Consider the following 23,338-nt stretch of genomic DNA (forward strand, 5'->3'; position numbering starts at 1 on the left):
GTAGGCCCGGTAAGCACAGCGCCACCGGGCGATAAACCAGCACAACATCACGCGAAGTGATCGTACCCTTTCCAGTCGAGTTTTACCGGCAAGCCGTTTTGCACAAACTGCATGCCTTCGCTTTCGGGCAGGATCTGCCCGATGCAGGTGAAACGCGCGCCTAAGTGCGCTAATGCCACATCCAGCGTACCGCGATTAAGCTCGGGCACAGTAAAGCACAGCTCATAATCTTCGCCGCCGGACAGCGCCCAGCGCAGAGCCTGTTCGGGCTCAACGTGTCGGAGTAATGCTTCAGACAGTGGGAACGTATCCAGATCAACCCGGGCGCCCACGCCGCTGGCCTTCAGAATATGGCCGAGATCGGAAATCAGGCCATCCGAGAGATCGATAGCCGCACTGGCACGTTCGCGCAGCGCCTGACCATGCAGAATACGCGGCGTCGGACGCAGATGGCGTTTTCGCAGATAAGCGGCGTCATCCGCATCATTCACCACCAGTTGCTCCTGCAACAGCGCCAGCCCTGCCGCGCTATCGCCCGGTGTACCGGTCACGTAGATCCAGTCCCCCGGTTTGGCACCTGAGCGTTTCAGGGCGCGGCCCACCGGCACATAGCCGTGGATCGCCAGCGTCATTGACAGCGGCCCGGCGGTGGTATCGCCTCCGATCAGCTGCATATCGTAGTAGTTGAGCTGTTCAAACAACGCGTCGCTGAAGGCAGCCAGCCAGCTTTCGTCCACTTCAGGCAGGGTCAATGCCAGCGTTAACCACGCCGGATCGGCACCCATCGCGGCCAGATCGCTGACGTTCACCGCCAGCGCTTTATACGCCAGATCGGCAGGATCGATATCCGCCATAAAATGACGACCGCACACCAGGGTGTCGGTGCTGATGGCCAGGGTCTGTTTTTCGGGGACATTCAGCAGAGCACAGTCATCGCCGATGCCGGTTTCCACATCGAGACGCGCGCTTCTGACGCGGTCAAAATAACGGGCAATCAGGGAAAATTCGCCGCATGCCATACGTTATGCCTCAGCAAAGAAAATAAAAAAACCGGAGCCCGCACCACCCCATGGGGTAATGCAGCACTCCGGCTTAGGGATCACTTTTTGCGGGGACGGATTGCAGGTGCAGCTTTATCCAGTACGCCGTTAACAAATTTGTGGCTGTCTTCCGCACCGAAGGTTTTCGCCAGTTCGATAGCTTCGTTGATGGCCACTTTGTACGGCACATCGTCACGTTTAGCCAGCTCAAACAGCGCAATGCGCAGCACCGCTTTTTCAACCTGACCCAGCTCTTCGAGCAGGCGGGACAGGTACGGCTTCATCAGACCGTCGAGATACGCGCTATTAGTCGCCACTCCCGACAGCAGTTCACGGAAGTACACGACGTCAACGTCTTTGACGTCTTGTTCCGCCAGGAACTGGTATTCAACATCAGAGATGTCGTTCTGGGACAACTGCCAGGAGTAAAGTGCCTGAACGGCACATTCACGGGCGCGGCGACGAGCAGCAGGTTTCACGGAATTCCCCTTACAAAAAAATCAGGCCTTGATGGCTTTCAATACATTGATCATTTCAAGCGCGGTCAGTGCAGCTTCTGCACCTTTGTTACCGGCTTTAGTGCCAGCGCGTTCGATAGCTTGTTCAATACTTTCAGTGGTGAGTACGCCGAAAGCGACAGGAATTTCAGCTTCCTGCGCGACGTGCAACAGACCGTTGCTTGCACCACCTGCAACATATTCAAAGTGTGCCGTGCCGCCACGAATAACGGTACCCAGCGCGATTACCGCATCGTATTTGCCGGTTTTCGCCAGTGCGCCCGCTGCCAGTGGCAGTTCGTAAGCACCTGGAACCCAGACAACGGTAATGTTTTCGTCTTTCACCTGGCCGATACGTTTCAGGGCGTCAATCGCACCATCCAGCAGGCTGTCGTTGATGAAGTTGTTGAAACGCGCAATGGTGATGGCGACGCGAGCGTCTGGGGTAGCAACAGCAGCTTCAATAATGTTCATACTCTTCCTTTACGGGTTCATTTGGCCCCGCAGGGGGGCGGATTTTATCATAATACTTTGCGCACTGCTTCCGAAATTCAAAAGCCGTTACGCGTTAGTCAAATGCAGGCACAGATCCGGCCCAACCGACCGGACCTCGCTAAAGTTAAATGCCGGGGCATCAGTCAGTTTTTCAAGCCCTGGCAGGCTGCACAAGCCGCGTGCGTCGCTGCCTAACAGTTTAGGCGCCAGATAGACAATCAGTTCATCCACCAATCCAGCCTGTATCAATGCGCCCGCCAGCGTCGGGCCCGCTTCGACCCAGATACTGTTGACCTGCTGTTTGCCCAGCATCATCATCAGCACCACTAAATCCAGGTGACCGTTGTGCTCCGGCACCATAATGCTGCGTACCCCTTCTGGCCAGCTGCGATCGTCTTCCTGAGTGCGGGCAAACCAGGTCTCGCCCGGCTGCTGCACGATCCGATGCGCGGGCGTTACGCTATTCTGACGATCCACCACAATACGCAGCGGCTGACGGACATTTCCCTGCGGGTAGAGCGCCTGGGTGTCAGCATTCAGCTCATCCCAGCGCACGGTAAGGGCAGGATCGTCTGCCAGCACGGTGGCATGGCTGGTGAGAATAGCATGACTTTGCGCACGCAGACGTTGCACATCGCGCCTTGCCTGCGGGGAGGTAATCCACTGGCTTTCGCCGCTGGCCATCGCCGTGCGGCCATCGAGCGAGGCGCCCATCTTTAACTGAATATAGGGGAAACCGGTCCGCATCCGCTTGAGGAAGCCTTTATTCAGGCGTTCCGCTTCACTCATCATCAGCCCGTGACTGACCTCAATGCCCGCCTGCTGCAGGCGATAAAGACCGCGCCCGGCAACCTGCGGGTTGGGATCCTGCATGGCAGCGACAACGCGTGACACACCGGCGGCGATCAGCGCGTCGCAGCACGGCGGCGTACGCCCGTGATGACTGCAAGGTTCCAGCGTCACATAAGCGGTTGCGCCTCGGGCTTTCTCGCCCGCCATGCGCAGGGCATGCACTTCTGCATGCGGCTCGCCGGCACGGTAGTGAAAACCTTCGCCGACAATCTGGCCATCGTTAACAATCACACAGCCGACATTGGGGTTGGGATGGGTGGTGAAACGTCCGCGTTGCGCCAGCTTGAGCGCTCGCGCCATGTAAATCTCATCCTGCATGCGCTTAATCCTGTAGGCGGGCGATCTCTTCGCCAAACTCTTTGATATCTTCAAAACTGCGGTAGACGGAGGCAAAGCGGATATAGGCAACTTTATCGAGCTTTTTGAGCTGCTCCATCACCAGGTTGCCAATCATTTTGCTGGCCACTTCGCGTTCACCGGTTGCACGCAGCTGCGATTTAATATGGTTGAGCGCCATTTCAACGTCGTCGGCGCTGACCGGGCGTTTCTCCAGCGCTTTGAGGATCCCTCGGCGCAGCTTCTCTTCGTTGAACGGTTCGCGAATGTCGTTACTTTTCACGACGCGCGGCATCACCAGCTCGGCCACTTCAAAGGTGGTGAAACGTTCATTACACTCCAGGCACTGGCGGCGGCGGCGCACGGAAGAGCCTTCTCCCACCAGTCGGGAGTCGATTACTTTGGTATCCACGGCGAGACAAAATGGGCAATGCATGCGATGTCCTGACTATCGGGTTGACTGAACTCTATTTTACCCTGAACTGGGCTGACAACAAAGAAGACGCGTTTTTGGGATAAAGGATCTATACCCGAGCCCGCGACGTTGACTACCCTTAGCAGAATCCGTTATCTCAGGGAAATAATCACCATGACAAGACGTTACCTAAGAATACTGCTGGTGGGAAGCCTCTTTAGCCTGAGCGCCTGCGCCCAGCAAAGTGAAGTGCGCCAGATGAACCAGAGCGTCAGCTCGCTGAATGCGACCATGAGTAAGCTCAATCAGGAAACCGTAAAAATCACCCAACAGAACGCGCTGAACGTTAAATCCACCAGCGGGGTGTATCTGCTGCCTGGCTCGAATACCCCTGCTCGTCTGAACAGCCAGATTGGCACCTTGCGTATGTCGCTGGTCAACGTGGCGCCCAATGCCGATGGCACCCGCGCGACGCTACGCATTCAGGGGGAATCGAACGATCCGCTGCCGGCATTTAGCGCTACCGTAGAGTGGGGCCAGATTCAGGGTACGACCGATAGCTTCCAGGAGGTGAATGTCCAGACCCAGCTGATTAACGCTCCGGCCAGCGTGCTGGCACCGAGCGATGTCGATATTCCGCTTCAGCTAAACGGTATCACCCCGGACCAGCTTGGGTTTGTCCGCATTCACGATATTCAGCCCGTCGCGCAATAATCCCCCTGCGGAACGTGTTTCGCGTTCCGCTCCTCCCTTCGCCGTAATGATTGGCAACATCAATGTTTGCCATTACAATCCGCTCCGTTAAAATACGCAAACGTGAACGCAATCGATTACGTATATGAGAGATATGTGAAACAACACATATTTTTGTGAGCAGGGATTCCTATAATAGGCTCGCAGAAACACGAAATATTTAGAAACGCAATTCGCGCCTTTTTCACTCCCGTTAGGGATTTCAAATCAGTGGCATCATTATGAAAAAAACATTACTGGCAGCCGGTGCAGCACTGGCACTCTCCTCCACTTTTGCTGTGCAGGCAGCAGAAAACGATAAACCAGAGTATGTCTCCGACTGGTGGCACCAGAGCGTCAACGTGGTTGGCAGCTATCACACCCGCTTTGGACCACAGATCCGTAACGATACCTACCTGGAATACGAAGCTTTCGCTAAGAAAGACTGGTTTGATTTCTATGGCTACATGGATGCGCCAGTTTTCTTCGGGGGTAACACTGACGCGAAGGGTATCTGGAACCACGGCTCCCCACTGTTCATGGAGATCGAACCGCGCTTCTCCATCGACAAGCTGACCGGTGCTGACCTGAGCTTCGGTCCGTTCAAAGAGTGGTACATCGCTAACAACTACATCTACGACATGGGCCGCAACGAAGACGGTCGTCAGAGCACCTGGTATATGGGTCTGGGTACCGACATCGATACCGGCCTGCCAATGAGCCTGTCGATGAACGTGTACGCGAAATACCAGTGGCAGAACTACGGAGCAGCAAACGAAAACGAGTGGGATGGCTACCGTTTCAAAGTGAAATACTTTGTGCCGATCACCTCCCTGTGGGGCGGTAACCTGAGCTATATCGGCTTTACCAACTTTGACTGGGGTTCAGACCTGGGCGACGACGACTTCCGTGATCTGGACGGTAAGAAAGCACGCACTAACAACTCCATCGCCTCCAGCCACATCCTGGCGCTGAACTACGATCACTGGCACTACTCTGTTGTGGCTCGTTACTGGCACAACGGTGGTCAGTGGAACGACGACGCTAGCCTGAACTTCGGCAAAGGTGACTTCAACGTCCGTTCTACCGGCTGGGGTGGTTACCTGGTTGTGGGTTACAACTTCTAATCCTGTCGTTTTGCCGGGCAAAAGCCAGCGTAACCGCTGGCTTTTTTATTGCTTCACTTTGCGCAGGAAATCCGCCAGCGACCGGTCCGCGCTTTCGCTAAACCGCCTGTCGGTCAGCGTAATATTGAGACAGCGATCGAGCCGGAAACAGCGGTAGTCATCGCGCCTTTCACACCAGGCGGCCAGTAACCAGTGCTCTCCCCAGAAAAACAACCCCAGCGGCTGCACGTCACGCCAGGATAGCTGTCCGGCTTCATCGCGATAGTGCAGCGCCAGCACCCGCTGGGCAGATATCGCCTGATGAATAACGTCAAAACCGCTGCGGGAGTGGTTTTGCATGGCGATGTCCGGGGCGTAGATCCGCGTCTGCTCGGCCTTGCGACGACTCTCTTCTGGTAGGATCGCCAGCACCTTCTCCTGCACCGACTCCAGCTCGCGCGACAGCGACTCGCCGCCCCAGGTTTTGAGCAGACGAATCGCCACCATCAGCGCTTCTGATTCACGATTTGTCAGCATCAGAGGCGGTAAATCGAAGCCCGACAACAGTCGGTACCCGCTGCCCGCCTCCCCTTCTACCGGCACACCTGAAAGCGACAAATCCCGGATATCGCGATACACCGTCCGCTCAGACACGCCCAACCGCTCGGCAAGCAACGCCGCCGTGGTCAGCCGCCTGCCGCGCAGGATCTGGACTATCTGAAACAGCCGGTCAGCACGTCGGGTCATCGGTTCTTCGCTTTCATTATGGGTATCAGGCAGGCTGGTGCAGCCCGACCCTGTTGCCTTCGCTGTCGGTAAACAGCGCAATAGTGCCAATACCGCGCGGCAGTTCAAGCGGGCCAAAAACGCACTCGCCACCGGCCGATGACACACGATCCAGCGTGGCCGCCAGATTGTCAGTATGCAGGTAAATAATAGCGCCCTGCGGTGCTGGTGTAATGCCGTCAAATTTTGCCAGCGCGCCACCGGTTGCCGGGTCTTCATGAGGGAAGATCGCCAGCTCGGCACAGTCCATTTTTTCAATCTTCAGCGCCACCTGCATCACCGGCTCATAAAAACCGATAGCCCGCGCCATATCGGCGACCGGAATTTCAAACCAGTTAATCACACTTTTCATACATCCTCCTGCCTGTTATTGGGGTTCAGAAGGAGTGTATGACAGGCCTCCTGACAGCATACTGTCAGGAGTGTTTGTCAGACGCCGATAAAAAAAATCCCGGCCAGATGGCCGGGATTTTATTACCAGAACGAATGTCTCGTTACGGCAGAATTGACGGCTGATCCGCCCCTTCTTTTTCCACTTTCTGCTGCAGCAGGTGCTCACGCTTCATGCCCAGCTTCAACGCCAGCGCGGACGCCACGTAGATGGAAGAGGCCGTACCGATGGAGACACCGATCAGCATGGTCAGCGAGAAGCCTTCCAGAATCGGACCGCCAAAGAGATACAGCATCAGGATCACCATCAAGGTGGTACCGGAGGTGATCAAGGTACGGTGCAGCGTCTGAGTCAACGACACGTTAAAGATTTCGTACGGCGTGCCGCGACGGATCTTACGGAAGTTTTCACGGATACGGTCCGATACCACGATGCTGTCGTTCAGCGAGTAACCGATAACCGACATCAGGGATGCCACAATGGTCAGGTCAATCTCGATATGGAACAGCGACAGCACGCCCATGGTGATCACCACGTCGTGCGCAAGCGCAATAACCACCCCGGCAGCCAGACGCCACTCGAAGCGGAAACCGACGTACGCCAGGATGGAGATCAGCGCGACCAGTAGCGCCATCGCACCGGTCTGGGCCAGATCGGCACCCACACTCGGGCCAACGAATTCAATTCGTTTTACCGTTGCATGCTGGTTGGTCGATTCGTTAATCACGTTAACGACCTTGCTGCCCAACTCCTGGCTGCCGTTGGCATCTTTCGCCGGCGGCATACGCACCATGATGTCACGGCTGCTGCCGAAGTTCTGCAGCAGCGGCTCTTCAAAGCCCGCCTTTTCCAGCGACAGACGCATCTGGTCCATATCGACCGGGTTCTCCAGGGTAATTTCAATCACCGTACCACCGGTGAAATCCAGACCCCAGTTAAAACCACGCACGCCCATAATGGCGATAGAGACGATCAGCAGCAAACCTGAAATGCCGAACGCCCAGTTATCCCAGCGCATAAAGTCCCAGACTTTACGGCCGTAGTTCAATTGCTCAACAGTATATTCCTGTGCCACAACGCACTCCTCAGATAGACAGCTTTTTAACGCGCTTGCCGCCGTACAGCAGGTTCACGATGGCACGGGTGCCGACGATAGCGGTAAACATTGAGGTCGCCACGCCGATACCGGTCGTGATAGCAAAACCTTTAATGGCACCAGTACCGACAGCGTACAGGATCAGGACTTTGATTAGCGTCGTCACGTTCGCATCGAAAATAGAGCTGAACGCGCCGCGGTAGCCTTCATCGATCGCCTGTTGTACTGAACGCCCGTTGCTCAACTCTTCTTTGATACGTTCGTTAATCAGTACGTTAGCATCGACCGCAACCGCAAGGGTTAAGACGATACCCGCGATCCCCGGCATGGTCAGCGTTGCCCCTGGCAGCAGGGACATAATGCCGATGATCAGCACCAGGTTCGCAATCAGCGCTGAGGTCGCAATCAGGCCAAACTTCTTATAGAAGAACAGCATGAAGACGATGGAGATCAGAAGACCGGCCAGACAGGCTTCCAGACCTTGGGTGATGTTCTGCATACCCAGCGTTGGACCGATGGTGCGCTCTTCAACAATCTGAATTGGCGCGATCAGCGCACCGGCACGCAGCAGCAGCGAGAGCTGACGGGCTTCGTTCGGGTTACTGATACCGGTGATACGGAAGCTGTTACCCAGCCGAGACTGGATGTTGGCGATGTTAATCACCTCTTCCTGTTTCACCAGAATAGCGCGACCGTTGGCGTCTTTCTTACCGCTGTCTTTGTACTCCACGAACAGGGTCGCCATCGGTTTACCGATGTTGTCCTTGGTGAAGTTAGACATGATGTTGCCACCTGCGCTGTCGAGCGAGATGTTAACCTGCGCCTGGTTGTATTCATCCTGGCTGGAGGTGGAGTCGGTGATGTGGTCACCGGTCAGGATCACACGCTTGTACATGACAACCGGCTGACCTTCACGGGTCTGTTTCACTTCCGAATCACCCGGAACGCGGCCAGACGCCACAGCGGACTGATCGACGTTGGTGTTCACCAGACGGAATTCCAGAGTTGCGGTCGCGCCAAGAATCTCTTTCGCACGCGCGGTATCCTGGATACCCGGCAGCTCAACCACGATACGGTCAGAGCCCTGACGCTGAACCAGCGGTTCGGCCACGCCAAGCTGGTTTACACGGTTACGCAGGATGTTGATGTTCTGCTGAACCGCGTATTCACGCGCTTCTTTCAGACGTACATCGGTCATCACCGCACGCAGCTGGTTGCTACCCTGGCTGGACAGCACCAGATCGCGATGACGCTGCGTCAGGTAATCCATCGCCTGATCGCGCGCGCTGCTGTCGCGGAACGCGATGCTCAGCCCGTAATTATCTTCCTTACGCACGGTGGTGTAAGGGATGCCTTTTTCACGCAGATCGCTGCGCAGGCTATCAATATTTTGTTCCTGCAGTTTACCGAGCGCGGTATCCATATCCACTTCCATCAGGAAGTGAACGCCGCCACGCAGGTCAAGACCGAGTTTCATCGGCTCTGCGTTAATAGAGGCTAACCAGCGCGGAGTTGCAGGAGCAAGGTTCAACGCCACGACAAATTTATCACCCATCACGCCCATCAGCGCTTCACGAGCGCGGAGCTGCGTGTCGGTGGAGTCGAAGCGAGCAAGAATTGCGCCCTCTTCCAGTGCCACAGACTTAGCGGTAATTTTTTCTTCTTGTAAAGTTTTCTGGACCTGGATCAGCGTTTGCTCACTGGCGGCGACACCGCGCGCGCCAGTGATTTGAACAGCCGGATCCTCACCATACAGGTTGGGGAGTGCATACAGCAGGCCGACGACGATCACGACGACCAGCATGATGTACTTCCACAAAGGATAACGGTTTAACACGGCAGTTCCCTTTGGGAAAAGTTGATTACAGCGCCTTCATGGTGCCTTTCGGCAGAACGGCAGCTACGAAGTCACGTTTGATAACCACTTCAGTGGTGTCGTTCAGGGCGATAACAACATAACCGTTGTCGGAAACCTTGCTCACACGACCCACCAGGCCACCGTTGGTCAGCACTTCGTCACCTTTAGCGATGGAGTCCATCAGCTTTTTGTGCTCTTTGGTGCGCTTCTGCTGTGGACGCAGGATCATGAAATAGAAAATCAGACCAAACACCACCAGCATCAGGATCAGAGACATCGGGCTGCCCTGCGCCGGTGCACCTGTTGCCGCTACCGCATCAGAAATAAAAAAGCTCATTCAAATTCCCTCATTTTATAAATTAATCAACGTTCAAAGGTGGGACATCCCGACCCTGCCGCTGGTAAAAATCAGTCACGAAGCTCTCTAATTTACCCTCTTCGATAGCCTTGCGTAAACCAGCCATTAAGCGCTGGTAATAGCGAAGGTTATGAATCGTGTTGAGACGCGCGCCCAATATTTCATTACAGCGATCAAGATGGTACAGATAGGCACGTGAATAATTGCGACAGGTGTAGCAATCGCACTCGGCATCGAGCGTGCTGGTATCGCTTTTGTGCTTCGCGTTACGGATTTTCACCACGCCGTCGGTCACAAACAGGTGACCATTACGCGCGTTGCGCGTAGGCATAACGCAGTCGAACATATCAATGCCGCGACGAACGCCTTCAACCAGATCTTCTGGTTTACCCACGCCCATCAGGTACCGGGGTTTATCTGCTGGAATTTGCGGGCAAACATGCTCCAGAATGCGGTGCATATCTTCCTTTGGCTCACCCACAGCCAGACCGCCGACAGCGTAGCCATCAAAACCTATCTCTACCAGACCTTTAACAGAGATATCGCGTAAATCTTCGTAAACGCTGCCCTGAATAATACCGAACAGCGCATTTTTGTTTTCCAGGGAGTCAAAACGGTCGCGGCTGCGCTGCGCCCAGCGCAGGGACATCTCCATCGAACGCTTGGCGTAGTCCCAGTCTGCCGGGTATGGCGTACATTCGTCGAAGATCATCACGATGTCGGAGCCGAGATCGTTCTGAATCTCCATCGATTTTTCCGGATCGAGGAAAATCGGGTCGCCGTTGATCGGGTTACGGAAGTGAACGCCTTTTTCAGTAATTTTACGAATATCACCGAGGCTGAAAACCTGGAAGCCGCCGGAGTCGGTCAGGATCGGACCTTTCCACTGCATAAAATCGTGCAGATCGCCGTGCAGCTTCATGACCTCCTGACCCGGGCGCAGCCACAGGTGGAAGGTGTTACCGAGGATAATTTGCGCGCCGGTGGCTTCGACCTCTTCCGGCGTCATCCCTTTGACGGTGCCGTAGGTGCCCACAGGCATAAAGGCTGGCGTTTCGACTACGCCGCGATCAAACACCAGACGGCCACGGCGAGCGCGACCATCGGTGGTATCGAGTTCAAATTTCATGTTTTCTCCTGCACCAGAAAAACAGTCCGGCGCGTTACACCAGTGTCGCGGAGCTATTCCCCGACACGCTCATTTAAAGCCTGCGGATTGTACGTGATAAACATCGCGTCACCGTAGCTAAAAAATCGATATTTTTGTTCTACCGCAGCCTTGTAGGCATTCATGGTGTGTTGATAACCGGCAAATGCCGACACCAGCATGATCAGGGTGGATTCCGGCAGGTGGAAATTGGTCACCAGTGCGTCAACAACCTGATATTGATAACCTGGGTAGATGAAGATTTTAGTATCGTTGAAGAACGGGGCGATCAGCGCATCACTGGCGGCCTGGGCGGCACTCTCCAGCGAACGCACCGAGGTGGTGCCCACAGCGATAACACGGTTACCGCGCGCTTTTGCCGCCAGCACGGCGTCTACCACGTCCTGCGGCACTTCGGCATACTCAGAGTGCATGATGTGATCTTCAATGCTGTCCACCCGCACCGGCTGGAAAGTGCCCGCGCCCACGTGCAGGGTCACAAACGCCAGCTCAACGCCTTTCTCGCGCAGCTTTTCAAGCATTGGATCGTCAAAATGCAGACCCGCCGTTGGCGCCGCAACCGCACCTGGCTTCTGGCTGTAGACGGTCTGATACAGCTCGCGGTCAGCCTCTTCATCAGGACGGTCGATATACGGCGGCAGCGGCATATGGCCGATGCTGTTCAGAATATCCAGTACCGGACGTTCATCGTTGAACTGCACTTCAAATAACGCATCATGGCGAGCCACCATGGTAGCATTGATGCTCTCGTCATCCCCCAGCAACAGCTCCGCGCCCGGCTTCGGCGCCTTGGACGCACGAATATGTGCCAGAATACGTTTATCATCGAGCATTCTTTCGACCAGCACTTCAATCTTGCCGCCGCTGGCTTTACGGCCAAACAGACGAGCCGGGATCACGCGGGTATTGTTAAAGACCAGCAGGTCGCCTGGGTTGAGCTTGTCGAGTAAATCGGTGAAAGTACCGTGCGTCAGCGCCCCCGTCGGCCCGTCCAGCGACAACAAGCGGCAGCTACTGCGCTCAGGCATGGGATAGTGGGCAATCAGGGACTCGGGTAATTCAAAGGAGAAATCGGCGACGCGCATGGCTTATACTCGTGACTTAAAAACAGGCGGCTTAGTCTAGTGCCCACACCTCCTGGCTGCAACAACTAGCCGTATCCGGATAACGAATCGCATGAATTTTCTCGCTCACCTGCATCTCGCTCACCTCGCTGACAGCTCCCTTTCCGGCAATCTGCTGGCCGATTTCGTACGCGGCAATCCCGCCGAGGATTACGCCGCAGACGTCGTTGAGGGGATTTTTATGCACCGGCGGATTGATGTTCTGACCGACAATCTGCCCGAAGTTAAAGAAGCGAAAGCCTGGTTCCGCCCCGAAACGCGCCGCGTGGCACCGATTACGCTGGACGTCATGTGGGATCATTTTTTATCACGACACTGGGCACAACTGTCGCCGGAGATGCCGCTGCCGGCGTTTGTGCGCTACGCCCACGCCCAGGTGGCGATGATCCTGCCCGACTCCCCGCCGCGTTTTGTCAATCTGAATGACTACCTGTGGTCCGAGCGCTGGTTGGAACGCTACAGCGAGATGGATTTCATTCAGCGAGTGCTGAACGGAATGGCCAGCCGCCGCCCGCGCCTCGATGCCCTGCGCGACTCCTGGCAGGATCTGGACGCTCACTACGACGCATTAGAGGCCCGCTTCTGGCAGTTTTACCCGCGCATGATGGCGCAGGCGAAAAACAAACAACTTTAATCAAAGTGTGATCGATAGGTAAAAACTGACTTAACGATTGTCAGCACCTCTTTGTCACCTGCCCCATTACTCTCTATACTGGCCCGCGTTGCGTTCCAAATAACCTTAGTCATTACAGGAGAATCTTATGGTTCTGGTAACTCGTCCGGCTCCGGATTTTACAGCTGCAGCAGTTCTGGGCAACGGTGAAATCGTTGATAACTTCAACTTCAAGCAGCACACCAATGGTAAACCGACCGTTCTGTTCTTCTGGCCGATGGACTTTACCTTCGTTTGCCCGTCTGAGCTGATCGCGTTCGACAAGCGTTACGAAGAATTCCAGAAGCGTGGCGTAGAAGTGGTTGGCGTCTCCTTCGACTCTGAGTTTGTACACAACGCATGGCGTAACACCCCTGTCGACAACGGCGGCATCGGTGCGGTGAAATACGCAATGGTTGCGGACATCAAACGTGAAATCCAGCAGGCTTACGGTATCGAACATCCGGACGCTGGCGTGGCACTGCGCGGCTCCTTCCTGATCGACGCGAACGGTATCGTGCGTCACCAGGTCGTGAACGATCTGCCGCTGGGTCGTAACATCGACGAAATGCTGCGTATGGTTGACGCGCTGCAGTTCCACGAAGAGCACGGTGAAGTGTGCCCGGCTCAGTGGGAAAAAGGGAAAGAAGGTATGGCTGCTTCTCCAGCAGGCGTAGCGAAATACCTGACCGAGAACGTCACCAGCCTGTAATCGGCATCGTTGACGAGAAAGGCCCGCTGATGCGGGCCTTTTTTATTGCGCGTTCAGCTGCCGTACCAGATCGAGGCAGAAATCGCCGGTAATGAGAGCACGCCCTCCTGCACCACGCCTTTCCCCTCTTTCAACGTCCACTGTTTAACGTTAAGCAGCGGCGAATCATCCAGCACCACTTCGCAGGCATCACCCCGGTTAATGGCAATCAGCACCCGCTGCTGATTATAGACGCGCATAAACACCACCACGTTGTCGTGGGCGTACAGCACCTGGCACCCGCCGTAGCGCAGCGCCTTGCTCTGCTTACGCAACTTTATTAGCCGCTGATAAAGCGACAGCAGCCCCTGATCCTGCTTCTCGGTATCCCACGGGAAGGTCTTGCGGCAGAACGGATCGTTATTGCCATCCAGCCCCACCTCATCACCGTAATAGATGCACGGCACGCCAGGCCAGCTGAACAGCCAGACGATCGCCAGCGGCAGTCGCGCCACATCTTTACCCAGCAGCGATTTAAAGCGCGCGGTGTCATGGCTGTCGAGCTGATTAAACATGCGCAGTTGCTGCTGATGCGAGAGGCTGGCGCGGTAGTTATCCATCCACTTCATGCAGGTTTCAGCGTCGATATGCTGCGGATCGTAGGAAATATCGGTATTGGCGAGGAAGCCCCACAGCGGGAAGGTAAAGCCGCGATAGTTCATCGCCGAATCTTCCGCATCGGCCTGCAGCCACTGGCGGGCATCACCAAAGTGCTCGCCAAAGACGAAGGCCTCTGAATTGGCCTGCTTTGCCGAACGGGTGATCCCGGCCACATGCTGGAGGTTATTGCGCGCCCCGCCCGCCTCGCCGAGCATGTGCACCACATCCAGCCGCCAGCCGTCCATGTTCCACGGCGCTTTCAGCCAGTGGCGCACAATGCTGTCCTCACCGCCGTAAATCTCATCCACCAGCGTCGGTGACTGGTAATCCAGCTTCGGCAAGCTGGCGTAGCCCAGCCAGTCGAGGGCGCGACCCTCGTCGTTAAAACTGTACCAGTCCCGCTGGGGTGATTCCGGGTTGTGGCAGGCGCCGCCTGTCGCACGATTGTGGCGGTCAAACCAGGCGTGCGAATCGCCGCTGTGGTTAAACACCCCATCCAGAATCAAGCGCATCCCTTCCTTGCGGGTATTTTCCCGCAGGCGCAGCAGCGCCACGTCACCGCCAAACTGCTCGTCCACGCGACGATAATCTTCGGTGTCGTATTTATGCACGCTGGGGGCGGCAAAAACCGGGTTGAGATAGAGCGCCGTGACGCCGAGTTGTTTCAGGTACGGCAGCTTTTCGCTGATACCGTCGAGATCGCCGCCGTAAAACGTCGACCCGCCCGCCTGGGCCGTCACCGGATCATCCCATTCGCGGAAGATCACCTCATGACCAGCAGCGTGGTGATGATAGGTCCGATCCTGCTGCGGATTGCGCCGCTGGCTGCGGGCAAAGCGGTCCGGGAAGATCTGATAGAACACCTGATCGGCCACCCACAGCGGGCCGTTGTCAGGATAATCGACGGCAAACTGCTCCAGCCGCGCGGGCGGAAAACGGCTAAACCCCTGCGGGGTGAACCACAGCTGGCGGTTGTGCCACAGCATCTTAAAGCTGTAGCGGCGGCGCGGCTGGCCCTGCGTCACATCAATCGTCGCACGCCAGGCGGTTACGCCTGGCTGCGGCTGCGTGCGCTGCTTATGCATCGGCAGCGAGGTCTCTTCATTATCGACTTCAGCGCGCAGCGTCACCCGCTCAGGCAGGCTTTCACCCGTCAGCCACAGCGTAATGACCAGCTTATCGTTGTTTTGCTTAATAAATGGGGCAACCGGTAGGTGCCAGGCATTCAACATCTTGTATCCCCTTTCCCAGAAATGAGGTCACCTTGCCACAGGGTAGTTGATGTTCACTCCTCACGGAGAGGTTTATTGAGGGAGGAGGAAGGGGGAGGAGAAAAATGCCCGGCGTTTGCCGGGCATCCTGATTACTGAACTTCTGCTAACTGACGCTCGCGGCGGCGTTTAAACACCCAGCCCACCAGCAGCAGCGCAATCCACGCAAAGCCCACGTACAGCGAAATGCGGGTTTCCGGGTGATAGCCAATCAGGCCAATAATGAAGACCAAAAAGATCAGGCCGACGACGGTGGTTGCCACGCCGCCCGGCACTTTAAACTTCAGCGCTTTCACCTCGTCTGGCGACAGACGACGGCGGAAGCCAATCTGCGACATCAAAATCATGATCCACACCCAGACGGTGGCGAAGGTCGCCAGCGAGGCGATCACCAGGAAGACGTTCTCCGGCATGATGTAGTTGAGGTACACCGACAGCAGCAGCGCCACGGTCATCACCATCACCGTCACCCACGGCGTACCACGGGTGGACGTTTTAGCGAACACTTTCGGCGCACTGCCCTGCTCCGCCATGCCATGCAGCATACGCCCGACGCCAAAGACGTCGGCGTTAATCGCGGAAAGCGAAGCGGTCAGCACCACAAAGTTGAGGATGCTGGCGGCAAAGGTGATCCCCAGATGCTGGAAGGTGAGCACAAACGGGCTGCCGTTGGTGCCTACCTGATTCCACGGATAGATGGACATGATCACAAACAGCGTGCCCACGTAGAAGATCAGAATACGCATCGGCACCGAGTTGATGGCGCGCGGAATGGATTTCTGCGGGTCTTTCGCTTCACCGGCGGTAATGCCGATGATTTCGATCCCACCGTAGGCAAACATCACCATCTGCAGCGACATCACCATCCCGATCCAGCCGTTGCTGAAGAAGCCGCCGTTGCTCCAGAGATTGTGGATGCCGGTCGGTTCCCCGCCGTTGCCAATCCCCCAGATGATGATCCCGATACCGGCGGCAATCATGATGATAATGGTGGCGACTTTGAAGAAGGAGAACCAGAACTCCAGCTCGCCAAACACCTTCACGCTCATCAGGTTAATAGCGCAGATGATCAGCACTACCGACAGTACCCAAATCCAGTGCGGCACCGTCGGGAACCAGACCCCCATGTAAATGCCGAAGGCCGTCACGTCGGCAATCGCCACGATCAGGATCTCAAAGCAGTAAGTCCAGCCGGTGATGTAGCCCGCCAGCGGGCCAAGGTTTTCTTGTGCATAGCGCGAGAAGGAGCTGGCCGACGGGTTATGAACCGACATCTCCCCCAACGCACGCATGATGATGTAGGCTGCGACGCCGCCAATAAGGTAGGCCAGCAGAACGCTGGGACCGGCCATTTTAATGGCATCTGCCGAGCCATAAAAAAGACCGGTACCGATTGCAGAACCCAGCGCCATAAAGCGGATGTGGCGAGCGCTCAATCCACGCTTGAGTGTGTTAGTGCTTTCCATTTGTGTCATGCCATTTCAGACTAAAAAAAACAAAAAACCACGGGGCATTACGCCCCGTGGTTAAACATTCAGCCGTTGATTAATGCGCGTTAGAAGTAACCTGACGCCCTGCAGCACGATCCCAGATAATTGCCAGTACCAGTGCAACAACGGTAGGCATCAACCACGCCAGCCCCTGTTCGGACAGCGGCAGACGCTGTGTCCAGGCGGGCAGCATAGCGCTGATAGCCGATGCCTTAATGCCGTCAAGGATACCAAAAAGCAGACTGATAAACATCGCCGGCGCGATAATTCGCGAGGAATTATTCCACCAGCCGCGGGTAAAGCTCAGCACGACCAACACGATACACGGCGGATAGATGGTGGTCAGAACCGGAATCGACACCTGAATCAGATGGCTCAGCCCCAGGTTCGACACCGCCATGGAGAAGCCGCCCAGGATAAATACCAGCGTGCGATAAGACAGCGGAACATACTGCGCAAAGAACTCAGCACAGGCGCAGGTCAGACCCACCGCCGTCACCAGACAGGCCAGGAAGATCAGGATGGCCAGCATCATGCTGCCCGCACCGCCAAAGGTATGCTGAACGTAGGCATGCAGAATAGCCGCACCGTTAGCGCCCTGGTCAACCAGCACGCTGCTGTCGGAACCCAGACGGAACAGCGCCAGATAGAGCAGCGCCAGACCGGCACCCGCCATCAGACCCGCCCAGACGGTATAGCGCGTCAGCAGACGAGCTTCGGTTACACCGCGGGAACGCGCCGCATTCACAATCACGATACCGAACGCCATCGCGCCCAGCGTATCCATGGTCAGGTAGCCATTCACAAAACCGTTAGAGAAGGCGGCGTTTTGATAGGCTTCGGTTGCGCTGCTCAGCGGGCCGGCAGGCCAGATGATGGCTGCTACGGCCAGCACCACCAGTGCCAGAATTTTCAGCGGCGCGAGGAAGTTGCCCACGGTATCCAGCAGTTTGCCCGGATAGAGCGACACCAGAATCACGATAGCGAAGTAGACCAGGCTGTAGATAAACAGCGGCAGCGGGCCTTCACCGGTCAGCGGAGCAATCCCCACTTCAAAGGAGACGGTGGCGGTACGCGGGGTCGCGAACAGCGGCCCAATCGCCAGATAGCAGACCACGGCCAGCATCACCCCGGCCACTTTGCCGATCGGCGCGCTCAGGCTGTCGACGCCGCCGCCGACTTTCGCCAGCGCCACCACGGTCAGCACCGGCAGACCCACGGCGGTGATCAGAAAGCCAAGTGCCGCAGTCCAGACGTGTTCACCTGCCTGCAAGCCAACCATCGGCGGGAAGATGATGTTGCCTGCGCCAACGAACAGCGCAAATGTCATAAAGCCCAGCGCGATGATGTCGCGCGATTTCAGTTGATGGGTCATAGAACCTTACTGCCTGTGGTGTTGTGTTGAAAACGTTGAATTTTTCGCTATCCCTTGCGGAACAAAACAGCGGAAAAAATGTGCAATCTCAGCGGGAAATGCTCCCCTACCGGCGTGGTCAGGAATATTTTTTCGATTTACCACGCAAATACAGTCTGTCCGACGATATCAGGGGGGCAATTTAAACGCTTATAACGTTTAAAGGCAATATGGGATCGCAAAACCAGAATAATATGCCACCCTGAAACTTCAGGATGGCATAATCCGCCATGTATAAGAAAAACTCATGGCTAATCATGCGAACAAAAAAGCAACAGGCGGATAAAATTTATCCGCGCTTCGCCTGGCTGGAAAGTAAACAGGCCAGCTTACGCTGGCCTGTGGCAACCTCCGATGACACGCGGGCTATCAGGGGGTTTTATTGGCAATTAAACGTTCCGGGAGCACAAAGCTGAAACGCGTGCTCTTACCCGGCGTACTGGTGATATCGAGGCGGCTGTCATGATGATTGATGGCATGCTTCACAATTGCCAGCCCCAGGCCGCTGCCCCCGGTCTGGCGTGAGCGCGCCTTATCCACCCGGTAAAACCGTTCGGTAAGGCGAGGAATATGCTCCGGGCCGATACCCGGGCCGTTATCCTCGACGCTGAACTCCGCCCCTGTCGGGACACGCTGCCAGCGCACGGTGATGTGGGTCCCGGGCGGGGTGTGATTCACGGCGTTATAGACCAGGTTCGAGATAGCGCTGCGCAGCTCATCGGTACTGCCGCGCACGTTGAGGGTGCTGTCCACCTCGAAGGTCAGCTGATGCTGCTGCTGACTCAACGTTTGCGCCTCACGCTCCAGCATCCGCAGCATCATCGGCACATCGATGGTTTCATTCAGCGCCAGCGTAGGTGACCCTTCAATACGGGAAAGGGTCAGTAACTGGCGCACCAGCCCTTCCATCCTCTGGGTTTGCTCACGCATGGTATGCAGCGCTTTTTCCCGCGGTGCCCCTTCCAGCGTCTGCTCCTGCATCATCTCCAGATAGCCCTGCAGCACGGTGAGCGGGGTGCGTAGCTCATGGCTGACGTTAGCAAAGAAGTTGCGGCGCGCCCCTTCCAGCTGGTGCATCTGGGTGACATCGCGCGCCACCATCAGCCACTGCTGGTCGCTGTAGGGCATCACGCGGATCTCCAGATGACGGCCGTTATTCAGCACTAAATTATGCGGGCGGGTAAAGTCGCGTTTTTTCAGATACTGGGTGAACTCGGGGTAACGCAGCAGGTTGAGAATGTTCTGTCCATTATCATCCGGCCAGCGCAGGCCAAGCAGCTGCTGCGCCAGCCCGTTACACCAGAACATCGTCCCTTCTTCGGTGGTGAGGACCACCGCATCCGGCAGCGATTCGGCCCCGCTGCGAAAGCGTTTGATCAGGCTCCCCAGCTCGCGTCGGCGCTTTTTATTACGCATCTGCATCTGGTGCAAACCATACAACAAGGGTTCCCAGCTTCCGCTCCCCGGCGGAGGGGTCATACTTCTGTCAACCCACAGCCACCAGGAGAGACGGAGTAAATTCCAGAAATGCCAGACCAGCAGCCCGGTCACTGCGGCCAGCAGGAACCAGGACCAATAACCGAAAATGGCCCCGAGGATCAGGGCCGGAATACAGCATAACAGCAGCTCAAAACACAACCTTTTCCATGACAGACGTTCCAGCACGCGTCACACTCCTGTCATTGTTCAGAAACGGGTTGAGAAGCGATAACCCGTGCCGCGGACGGTCTGTACCATACGATCGTGACCGCTGGTTTCCAGGGCTTTGCGCAAACGGCGGATATGCACATCCACCGTGCGGTCTTCCACATACACGTTGGTTCCCCAGACGTTATTCAGCAGTTGCTCGCGGCTATAAACGCGTTCAGGGTGAGTCATAAAGAAGTGCAACAGCTTAAATTCTGTCGGCCCCATATCAAGCGGGTTTTCACCGGTCATCACCCGATGGGATGTCGGGTCGAGGCTCAACCCCTGCATCTCAATCACCTCTTCCACCGCCATCGGTGAAATTCGGCGCATGACGGCTTTGATGCGCGCCACCAGCTCTTTCGGGGAAAAAGGTTTGGTGATGTAATCATCCGCGCCGGTCTCCAGACCGCGAACGCGATCTTCCTCTTCACCGCGCGCCGTTAACATCACAACCGGGATATCACGGGTTAATGCTTCACGTTTCATATGCTTGATGAACTGCAGGCCAGAACCGCCGGGCAACATCCAGTCAAGCAGGATCAGATCGGGCCAGGGTTCGTTGAGCTGATTCACCGCGCTGTCGTAATCTTCGGCTTCTACGGGTTGAAAGCCATTTTGTTCGAGCACGAAGCAGACCATTTCACGAATAGGTGCTTCATCTTCTACGACCAGAATACGTCTCGCCATACTTTGCCCTGTCTTATTGAGGTTACACGTTTGTAATACGGCGTCATTATGCGTCAGATTTATGACAGATTTATGAAAAAGATGACCGTAGAGTACGGCAAGCCGTTGTTTTATGACAGGCCAAAACACTGCGGTTATCTTCCTCGCCATGAAAGCTTATAATCCGCTTCATCTTATTTTGCCACGGAACTGTTATGCGCATACTTCACACCTCGGACTGGCATCTGGGACAAAATTTCTACAGCAAAAGCCGCGCCGCCGAACATGAAGCGTTCCTCAACTGGCTGCTTGAGACAGCGCAGTCGCAGCAGGTGGATGCCATCCTGGTGGCTGGGGATATTTTCGATACCGGATCGCCACCGAGCTATGCGCGCGAGCTATATAACCGTTTCGTGGTCAACCTCCAACAAACCGGCTGCCATCTGGTGATTGTGGCCGGCAATCATGATTCCGTGGCTACGCTCAATGAATCCCGCGAAATCCTGGCCTTTCTCAACACCACCGTGGTCGCCAGCGCCGGACACGCGCCGCAGCTGCTGAACAAACGCGACGGCACCCCGGGCGCCGTGCTGTGCCCCATCCCCTTTTTACGCCCACGCGATGTGGTGCAAAGCCAGGCGGGACTCTCCGGACAAGAGAAACAGCAGCATCTGCTGCAGGCCATCACCAACTATTATGCCCAACAGTATACTGACGCCTGCGAATTGCGCGGTGACGCGCCGCTGCCCATTATCGCCACCGGGCATCTCACTACCGTCGGTGCCAGTAAAAGTGACGCGGTGCGTGACATCTATATTGGCACGCTGGATGCTTTCCCGGCGCAGAACTTCCCCCCTGCCGACTACATCGCACTGGGGCACATCCATCGCGCCCAGATGATTGGCGGCTGCGAGCACATCCGTTACTGCGGCTCACCGATCTCGCTCAGCTTCGACGAAACGGGCAAGCATAAGAGCGTACATCTGGTGAGTTTTGACGCAGGAAAGCTGATCAGCGTCGAGACGCTGCCGGTTCCGGTCACTCAGCCGCTGGCGGTGCTGAAAGGCGATCTCACCGCCATCACCGCCCAGCTGGAGCAGTGGCGCGATCGTGAACAAAGTCCACCGGTGTGGCTGGACATTGAGATCACTACCGACGGCTATCTACATGATGTGCAGAGGAAAATCCAGACCATCACTGAGGACCTGCCTGTCGACGTCCTGTTGGTGCGCCGCAGCCGTGAACAGCGCGAGAAAATCCTGCTGAGCGCACAGCGCGAAACGCTCAGCGAACTCAACGTCGAAGAGGTATTCGAGCGAAGGCTGGCACAGGAGGAGATCGACGACGGACGACGCACCCGCCTCAACGAGCTATTTACCCATGCGCTGCACGCGCTCAATGATGAGGACGAACGCGCATGAAAATCCTGAGCCTGCGGCTAAAAAATCTCAACTCCCTGAAGGGCGAATGGAAAATCGACTTTACCGCTGAGCCCTTTGCCAGCAACGGCCTGTTCGCCATTACCGGCGCGACCGGCGCGGGGAAAACCACCCTTCTCGATGCCATCTGTCTGGCGCTGTACCATGAGACGCCGCGCCTGCAAAAAGTATCGCAAACGCAAAACGATCTGATGACCCGTGACACGGCCGAATGCCTGGCAGAAGTCGAATTTGAGGTTAAAGGCATCGCCTATCGCGCCTTCTGGAGCCAGAACCGGGCCCGCAATCAGCCGGACGGCAACTTACAGGCCCCGCGCGTAGAGCTGGCACGCTGCGAAGACGGTAAAATTCTGGCCGATAAAGTGACCGATAAGCTCGAACAGACCGCCGCCCTGACCGGACTGGACTACGGCCGTTTTACCCGTTCCATGCTGCTCTCCCAGGGCCAGTTTGCCGCCTTCCTCAATGCCAAAGCCAGCGACCGCGCCGAGCTGCTGGAAGAGCTAACCGGGACCGAAATCTACGGTCAGATTTCCGCGATGGTATTTGAAAAACACAAAGCGGCGCGTAGCGAACTGGAGATGCGCCAGGCACAGGCGGCTGGGGTGGTATTGCTCAGTGAAGAGCAGCAACAGCAGCTTCAGCAAGGTTTGCAGGTACTTACTGACGAAGAAAAAATCCTGCTGGCGCAGCAGGAACGCCAACAGAAAGATTATCAGTGGCTTACGCGTCACGACGAGCTCGCGCGCGAGCAGCAGCGGGCAATGACTGCCCAGCAGCAGGCCCAGCAGGCGCTGACAGACGCCACGCCGGAGCTGGAAAAACTGCATCTGGCACAGCCGGCAGCCCTGCTGCGTCCGCTGTGGGAGCGGCAGCAGGAGCAAACCACCCGCCTGGCGCAAACCGAACAGCAAGCGCAGGATGTGAATACTCGCTTACAGGCCAGAACGGCGCTGCGCGCGCGTATCCGCGCCGGGGCGCGCCGCGCACGCGACCATTTGCAAAGCGAGCTGGCCGCGCTCACGCCATGGCTCACTGACCACGACCGGTTCCGCCAGTGGAGTCAGGAGATGGCGGGCTGGCGCGCCCACTTTACCCAGCTTGGTCGGGAT

23 protein-coding genes are annotated in these 23,338 nt (G+C 56.4%); 6 read left to right on the forward strand and 17 right to left on the reverse strand.

What is annotated here, in order from left to right:
• Positions 1-47 precede the first annotated feature (47 nt).
• From thiL to nrdR, 5 genes are all read right to left on the reverse strand, one after another.
• Complete coding sequence (thiL, locus tag ACRDD5_RS09450; protein ID WP_438676608.1) at positions 48-1,019, reverse strand: thiamine-phosphate kinase; 972 nt, start codon at positions 1,017-1,019, stop codon at positions 48-50.
• 80 nt (positions 1,020-1,099) lie between these two features.
• Complete coding sequence (gene nusB / locus ACRDD5_RS09455) at positions 1,100-1,519, reverse strand: transcription antitermination factor NusB (protein ID WP_271280890.1); 420 nt, start codon at positions 1,517-1,519, stop codon at positions 1,100-1,102.
• Between the two features lie 21 nt (positions 1,520-1,540).
• Positions 1,541-2,011 (reverse strand): 6,7-dimethyl-8-ribityllumazine synthase, encoded by a 471-nt coding sequence (gene ribH, locus ACRDD5_RS09460; RefSeq protein WP_271280889.1) that lies wholly within the window; start codon positions 2,009-2,011, stop codon positions 1,541-1,543.
• An 87-nt stretch (positions 2,012-2,098) separates the two neighbouring features.
• Complete coding sequence (gene ribD / locus ACRDD5_RS09465; protein ID WP_438676609.1) at positions 2,099-3,202, reverse strand: bifunctional diaminohydroxyphosphoribosylaminopyrimidine deaminase/5-amino-6-(5-phosphoribosylamino)uracil reductase RibD; 1,104 nt, start codon at positions 3,200-3,202, stop codon at positions 2,099-2,101.
• A gap of 4 nt (positions 3,203-3,206) precedes the next feature.
• Complete coding sequence (gene nrdR, locus ACRDD5_RS09470; protein ID WP_271280887.1) at positions 3,207-3,656, reverse strand: transcriptional regulator NrdR; 450 nt, start codon at positions 3,654-3,656, stop codon at positions 3,207-3,209.
• 153 nt (positions 3,657-3,809) lie between these two features.
• Here nrdR and ACRDD5_RS09475 point away from each other — a divergent pair, with 153 nt between their 5' ends.
• Positions 3,810-4,349: a DUF3251 domain-containing protein gene (locus ACRDD5_RS09475; RefSeq protein WP_438676610.1), complete on the forward strand. Its 540-nt coding sequence runs from the start codon at positions 3,810-3,812 to the stop codon at positions 4,347-4,349.
• Positions 4,350-4,609: 260 nt separating this feature from the next.
• On the forward strand, positions 4,610-5,494 hold the full coding sequence (locus ACRDD5_RS09480) for a nucleoside-specific channel-forming protein Tsx (protein ID WP_271280885.1): 885 nt from the start codon (positions 4,610-4,612) through the stop codon (positions 5,492-5,494).
• A gap of 45 nt (positions 5,495-5,539) precedes the next feature.
• Here ACRDD5_RS09480 and ACRDD5_RS09485 read toward each other — a convergent pair whose 3' ends face one another.
• From ACRDD5_RS09485 to queA, 7 genes are all read right to left on the reverse strand, one after another.
• Complete coding sequence (locus ACRDD5_RS09485; protein WP_438676611.1) at positions 5,540-6,220, reverse strand: helix-turn-helix transcriptional regulator; 681 nt, start codon at positions 6,218-6,220, stop codon at positions 5,540-5,542.
• 25 nt (positions 6,221-6,245) lie between these two features.
• Positions 6,246-6,611, reverse strand: a complete 366-nt coding sequence (locus ACRDD5_RS09490) for a VOC family protein (RefSeq protein WP_271280883.1) — start codon at positions 6,609-6,611, stop codon at positions 6,246-6,248.
• Positions 6,612-6,753: 142 nt separating this feature from the next.
• Positions 6,754-7,725 (reverse strand): protein translocase subunit SecF, encoded by a 972-nt coding sequence (gene secF, locus ACRDD5_RS09495; protein WP_271280882.1) that lies wholly within the window; start codon positions 7,723-7,725, stop codon positions 6,754-6,756.
• 10 nt (positions 7,726-7,735) lie between these two features.
• Positions 7,736-9,583, reverse strand: a complete 1,848-nt coding sequence (gene secD / locus ACRDD5_RS09500) for a protein translocase subunit SecD (protein ID WP_271280881.1) — start codon at positions 9,581-9,583, stop codon at positions 7,736-7,738.
• Positions 9,584-9,608: 25 nt separating this feature from the next.
• Positions 9,609-9,941, reverse strand: coding sequence for a preprotein translocase subunit YajC (gene yajC / locus ACRDD5_RS09505; RefSeq protein ID WP_271267683.1), 333 nt, complete (start codon positions 9,939-9,941; stop codon positions 9,609-9,611).
• Positions 9,942-9,963: 22 nt separating this feature from the next.
• Positions 9,964-11,091 (reverse strand): tRNA guanosine(34) transglycosylase Tgt, encoded by a 1,128-nt coding sequence (gene tgt, locus ACRDD5_RS09510; RefSeq protein WP_271267682.1) that lies wholly within the window; start codon positions 11,089-11,091, stop codon positions 9,964-9,966.
• A 53-nt stretch (positions 11,092-11,144) separates the two neighbouring features.
• A complete protein-coding gene (queA, locus tag ACRDD5_RS09515) occupies positions 11,145-12,215 on the reverse strand; it encodes a tRNA preQ1(34) S-adenosylmethionine ribosyltransferase-isomerase QueA (protein ID WP_271280880.1) in 1,071 nt (356 codons plus the stop codon).
• A gap of 91 nt (positions 12,216-12,306) precedes the next feature.
• On the opposite strand from queA, the gene acpH reads away from it, so the two are divergent.
• Positions 12,307-12,888 (forward strand): ACP phosphodiesterase, encoded by a 582-nt coding sequence (gene acpH / locus ACRDD5_RS09520; RefSeq protein ID WP_438676612.1) that lies wholly within the window; start codon positions 12,307-12,309, stop codon positions 12,886-12,888.
• Positions 12,889-13,015: 127 nt separating this feature from the next.
• On the forward strand, positions 13,016-13,618 hold the full coding sequence (locus tag ACRDD5_RS09525; RefSeq protein ID WP_271280878.1) for a peroxiredoxin C: 603 nt from the start codon (positions 13,016-13,018) through the stop codon (positions 13,616-13,618).
• Positions 13,619-13,671: 53 nt separating this feature from the next.
• Here the strand turns inward: ACRDD5_RS09525 and malZ are convergent, their stop codons facing one another.
• From malZ to phoB, 5 genes are all read right to left on the reverse strand, one after another.
• On the reverse strand, positions 13,672-15,489 hold the full coding sequence (gene malZ, locus ACRDD5_RS09530) for a maltodextrin glucosidase (RefSeq protein WP_438676613.1): 1,818 nt from the start codon (positions 15,487-15,489) through the stop codon (positions 13,672-13,674).
• Positions 15,490-15,620: 131 nt separating this feature from the next.
• Positions 15,621-16,994 carry a proline-specific permease ProY gene (gene proY / locus ACRDD5_RS09535; protein ID WP_271280873.1) on the reverse strand — a complete coding sequence of 458 codons (1,374 nt, stop codon included), beginning with the start codon at positions 16,992-16,994 and terminating at the stop codon, positions 15,621-15,623.
• 79 nt (positions 16,995-17,073) lie between these two features.
• Positions 17,074-18,393 carry a branched-chain amino acid transporter carrier protein BrnQ gene (gene brnQ, locus ACRDD5_RS09540; protein ID WP_271280872.1) on the reverse strand — a complete coding sequence of 440 codons (1,320 nt, stop codon included), beginning with the start codon at positions 18,391-18,393 and terminating at the stop codon, positions 17,074-17,076.
• Between the two features lie 408 nt (positions 18,394-18,801).
• Positions 18,802-20,097 (reverse strand): phosphate regulon sensor histidine kinase PhoR, encoded by a 1,296-nt coding sequence (gene phoR / locus ACRDD5_RS09545; protein ID WP_438676614.1) that lies wholly within the window; start codon positions 20,095-20,097, stop codon positions 18,802-18,804.
• A gap of 21 nt (positions 20,098-20,118) precedes the next feature.
• The gene (gene phoB / locus ACRDD5_RS09550) at positions 20,119-20,808 is read right to left on the reverse strand and encodes a phosphate response regulator transcription factor PhoB (RefSeq protein WP_271267672.1); all 690 of its coding nucleotides are present in this window, start codon (positions 20,806-20,808) and stop codon (positions 20,119-20,121) included.
• Positions 20,809-21,002: 194 nt separating this feature from the next.
• On the opposite strand from phoB, the gene sbcD reads away from it, so the two are divergent.
• Entirely contained in the window at positions 21,003-22,208 is a 1,206-nt protein-coding gene (gene sbcD / locus ACRDD5_RS09555) for an exonuclease subunit SbcD (protein ID WP_438676615.1), read from the forward strand.
• The coding region (locus ACRDD5_RS09560; RefSeq protein ID WP_438676616.1) for an AAA family ATPase at positions 22,205-23,338 on the forward strand (1,134 nt) is incomplete at its 3' end. The genes sbcD and ACRDD5_RS09560, both read left to right, overlap by 4 nt.

Origin of the sequence: Silvania sp. (genome assembly GCF_051656365.1) — a bacterium.
Classification (GTDB): Bacteria; Pseudomonadota; Gammaproteobacteria; order Enterobacterales; family Enterobacteriaceae; genus Enterobacter; species Enterobacter hatchlandensis.

Bases quoted from the DNA above. Each gene is read 5' to 3' on its own strand.
- thiL (WP_438676608.1), bottom strand. From the start codon at position 1,019: ATGGCATGCGGCGAATTTTCCCTGATTGCCCGTTATTTTGACCGCGTC.
- ribH (WP_271280889.1), bottom strand. From the start codon at position 2,011: ATGAACATTATTGAAGCTGCTGTTGCTACCCCAGACGCTCGCGTCGCC.
- ribD (WP_438676609.1), bottom strand. From the start codon at position 3,202: ATGCAGGATGAGATTTACATGGCGCGAGCGCTCAAGCTGGCGCAACGC.
- nrdR (WP_271280887.1), bottom strand. From the start codon at position 3,656: ATGCATTGCCCATTTTGTCTCGCCGTGGATACCAAAGTAATCGACTCC.
- ACRDD5_RS09475 (WP_438676610.1), top strand. From the start codon at position 3,810: ATGACAAGACGTTACCTAAGAATACTGCTGGTGGGAAGCCTCTTTAGC.
- ACRDD5_RS09480 (WP_271280885.1), top strand. From the start codon at position 4,610: ATGAAAAAAACATTACTGGCAGCCGGTGCAGCACTGGCACTCTCCTCC.
- ACRDD5_RS09485 (WP_438676611.1), bottom strand. From the start codon at position 6,220: ATGACCCGACGTGCTGACCGGCTGTTTCAGATAGTCCAGATCCTGCGC.
- ACRDD5_RS09490 (WP_271280883.1), bottom strand. From the start codon at position 6,611: ATGAAAAGTGTGATTAACTGGTTTGAAATTCCGGTCGCCGATATGGCG.
- yajC (WP_271267683.1), bottom strand. From the start codon at position 9,941: ATGAGCTTTTTTATTTCTGATGCGGTAGCGGCAACAGGTGCACCGGCG.
- tgt (WP_271267682.1), bottom strand. From the start codon at position 11,091: ATGAAATTTGAACTCGATACCACCGATGGTCGCGCTCGCCGTGGCCGT.
- queA (WP_271280880.1), bottom strand. From the start codon at position 12,215: ATGCGCGTCGCCGATTTCTCCTTTGAATTACCCGAGTCCCTGATTGCC.
- acpH (WP_438676612.1), top strand. From the start codon at position 12,307: ATGAATTTTCTCGCTCACCTGCATCTCGCTCACCTCGCTGACAGCTCC.
- ACRDD5_RS09525 (WP_271280878.1), top strand. From the start codon at position 13,016: ATGGTTCTGGTAACTCGTCCGGCTCCGGATTTTACAGCTGCAGCAGTT.
- malZ (WP_438676613.1), bottom strand. From the start codon at position 15,489: ATGTTGAATGCCTGGCACCTACCGGTTGCCCCATTTATTAAGCAAAAC.
- proY (WP_271280873.1), bottom strand. From the start codon at position 16,994: ATGGAAAGCACTAACACACTCAAGCGTGGATTGAGCGCTCGCCACATC.
- brnQ (WP_271280872.1), bottom strand. From the start codon at position 18,393: ATGACCCATCAACTGAAATCGCGCGACATCATCGCGCTGGGCTTTATG.
- phoB (WP_271267672.1), bottom strand. From the start codon at position 20,808: ATGGCGAGACGTATTCTGGTCGTAGAAGATGAAGCACCTATTCGTGAA.
- sbcD (WP_438676615.1), top strand. From the start codon at position 21,003: ATGCGCATACTTCACACCTCGGACTGGCATCTGGGACAAAATTTCTAC.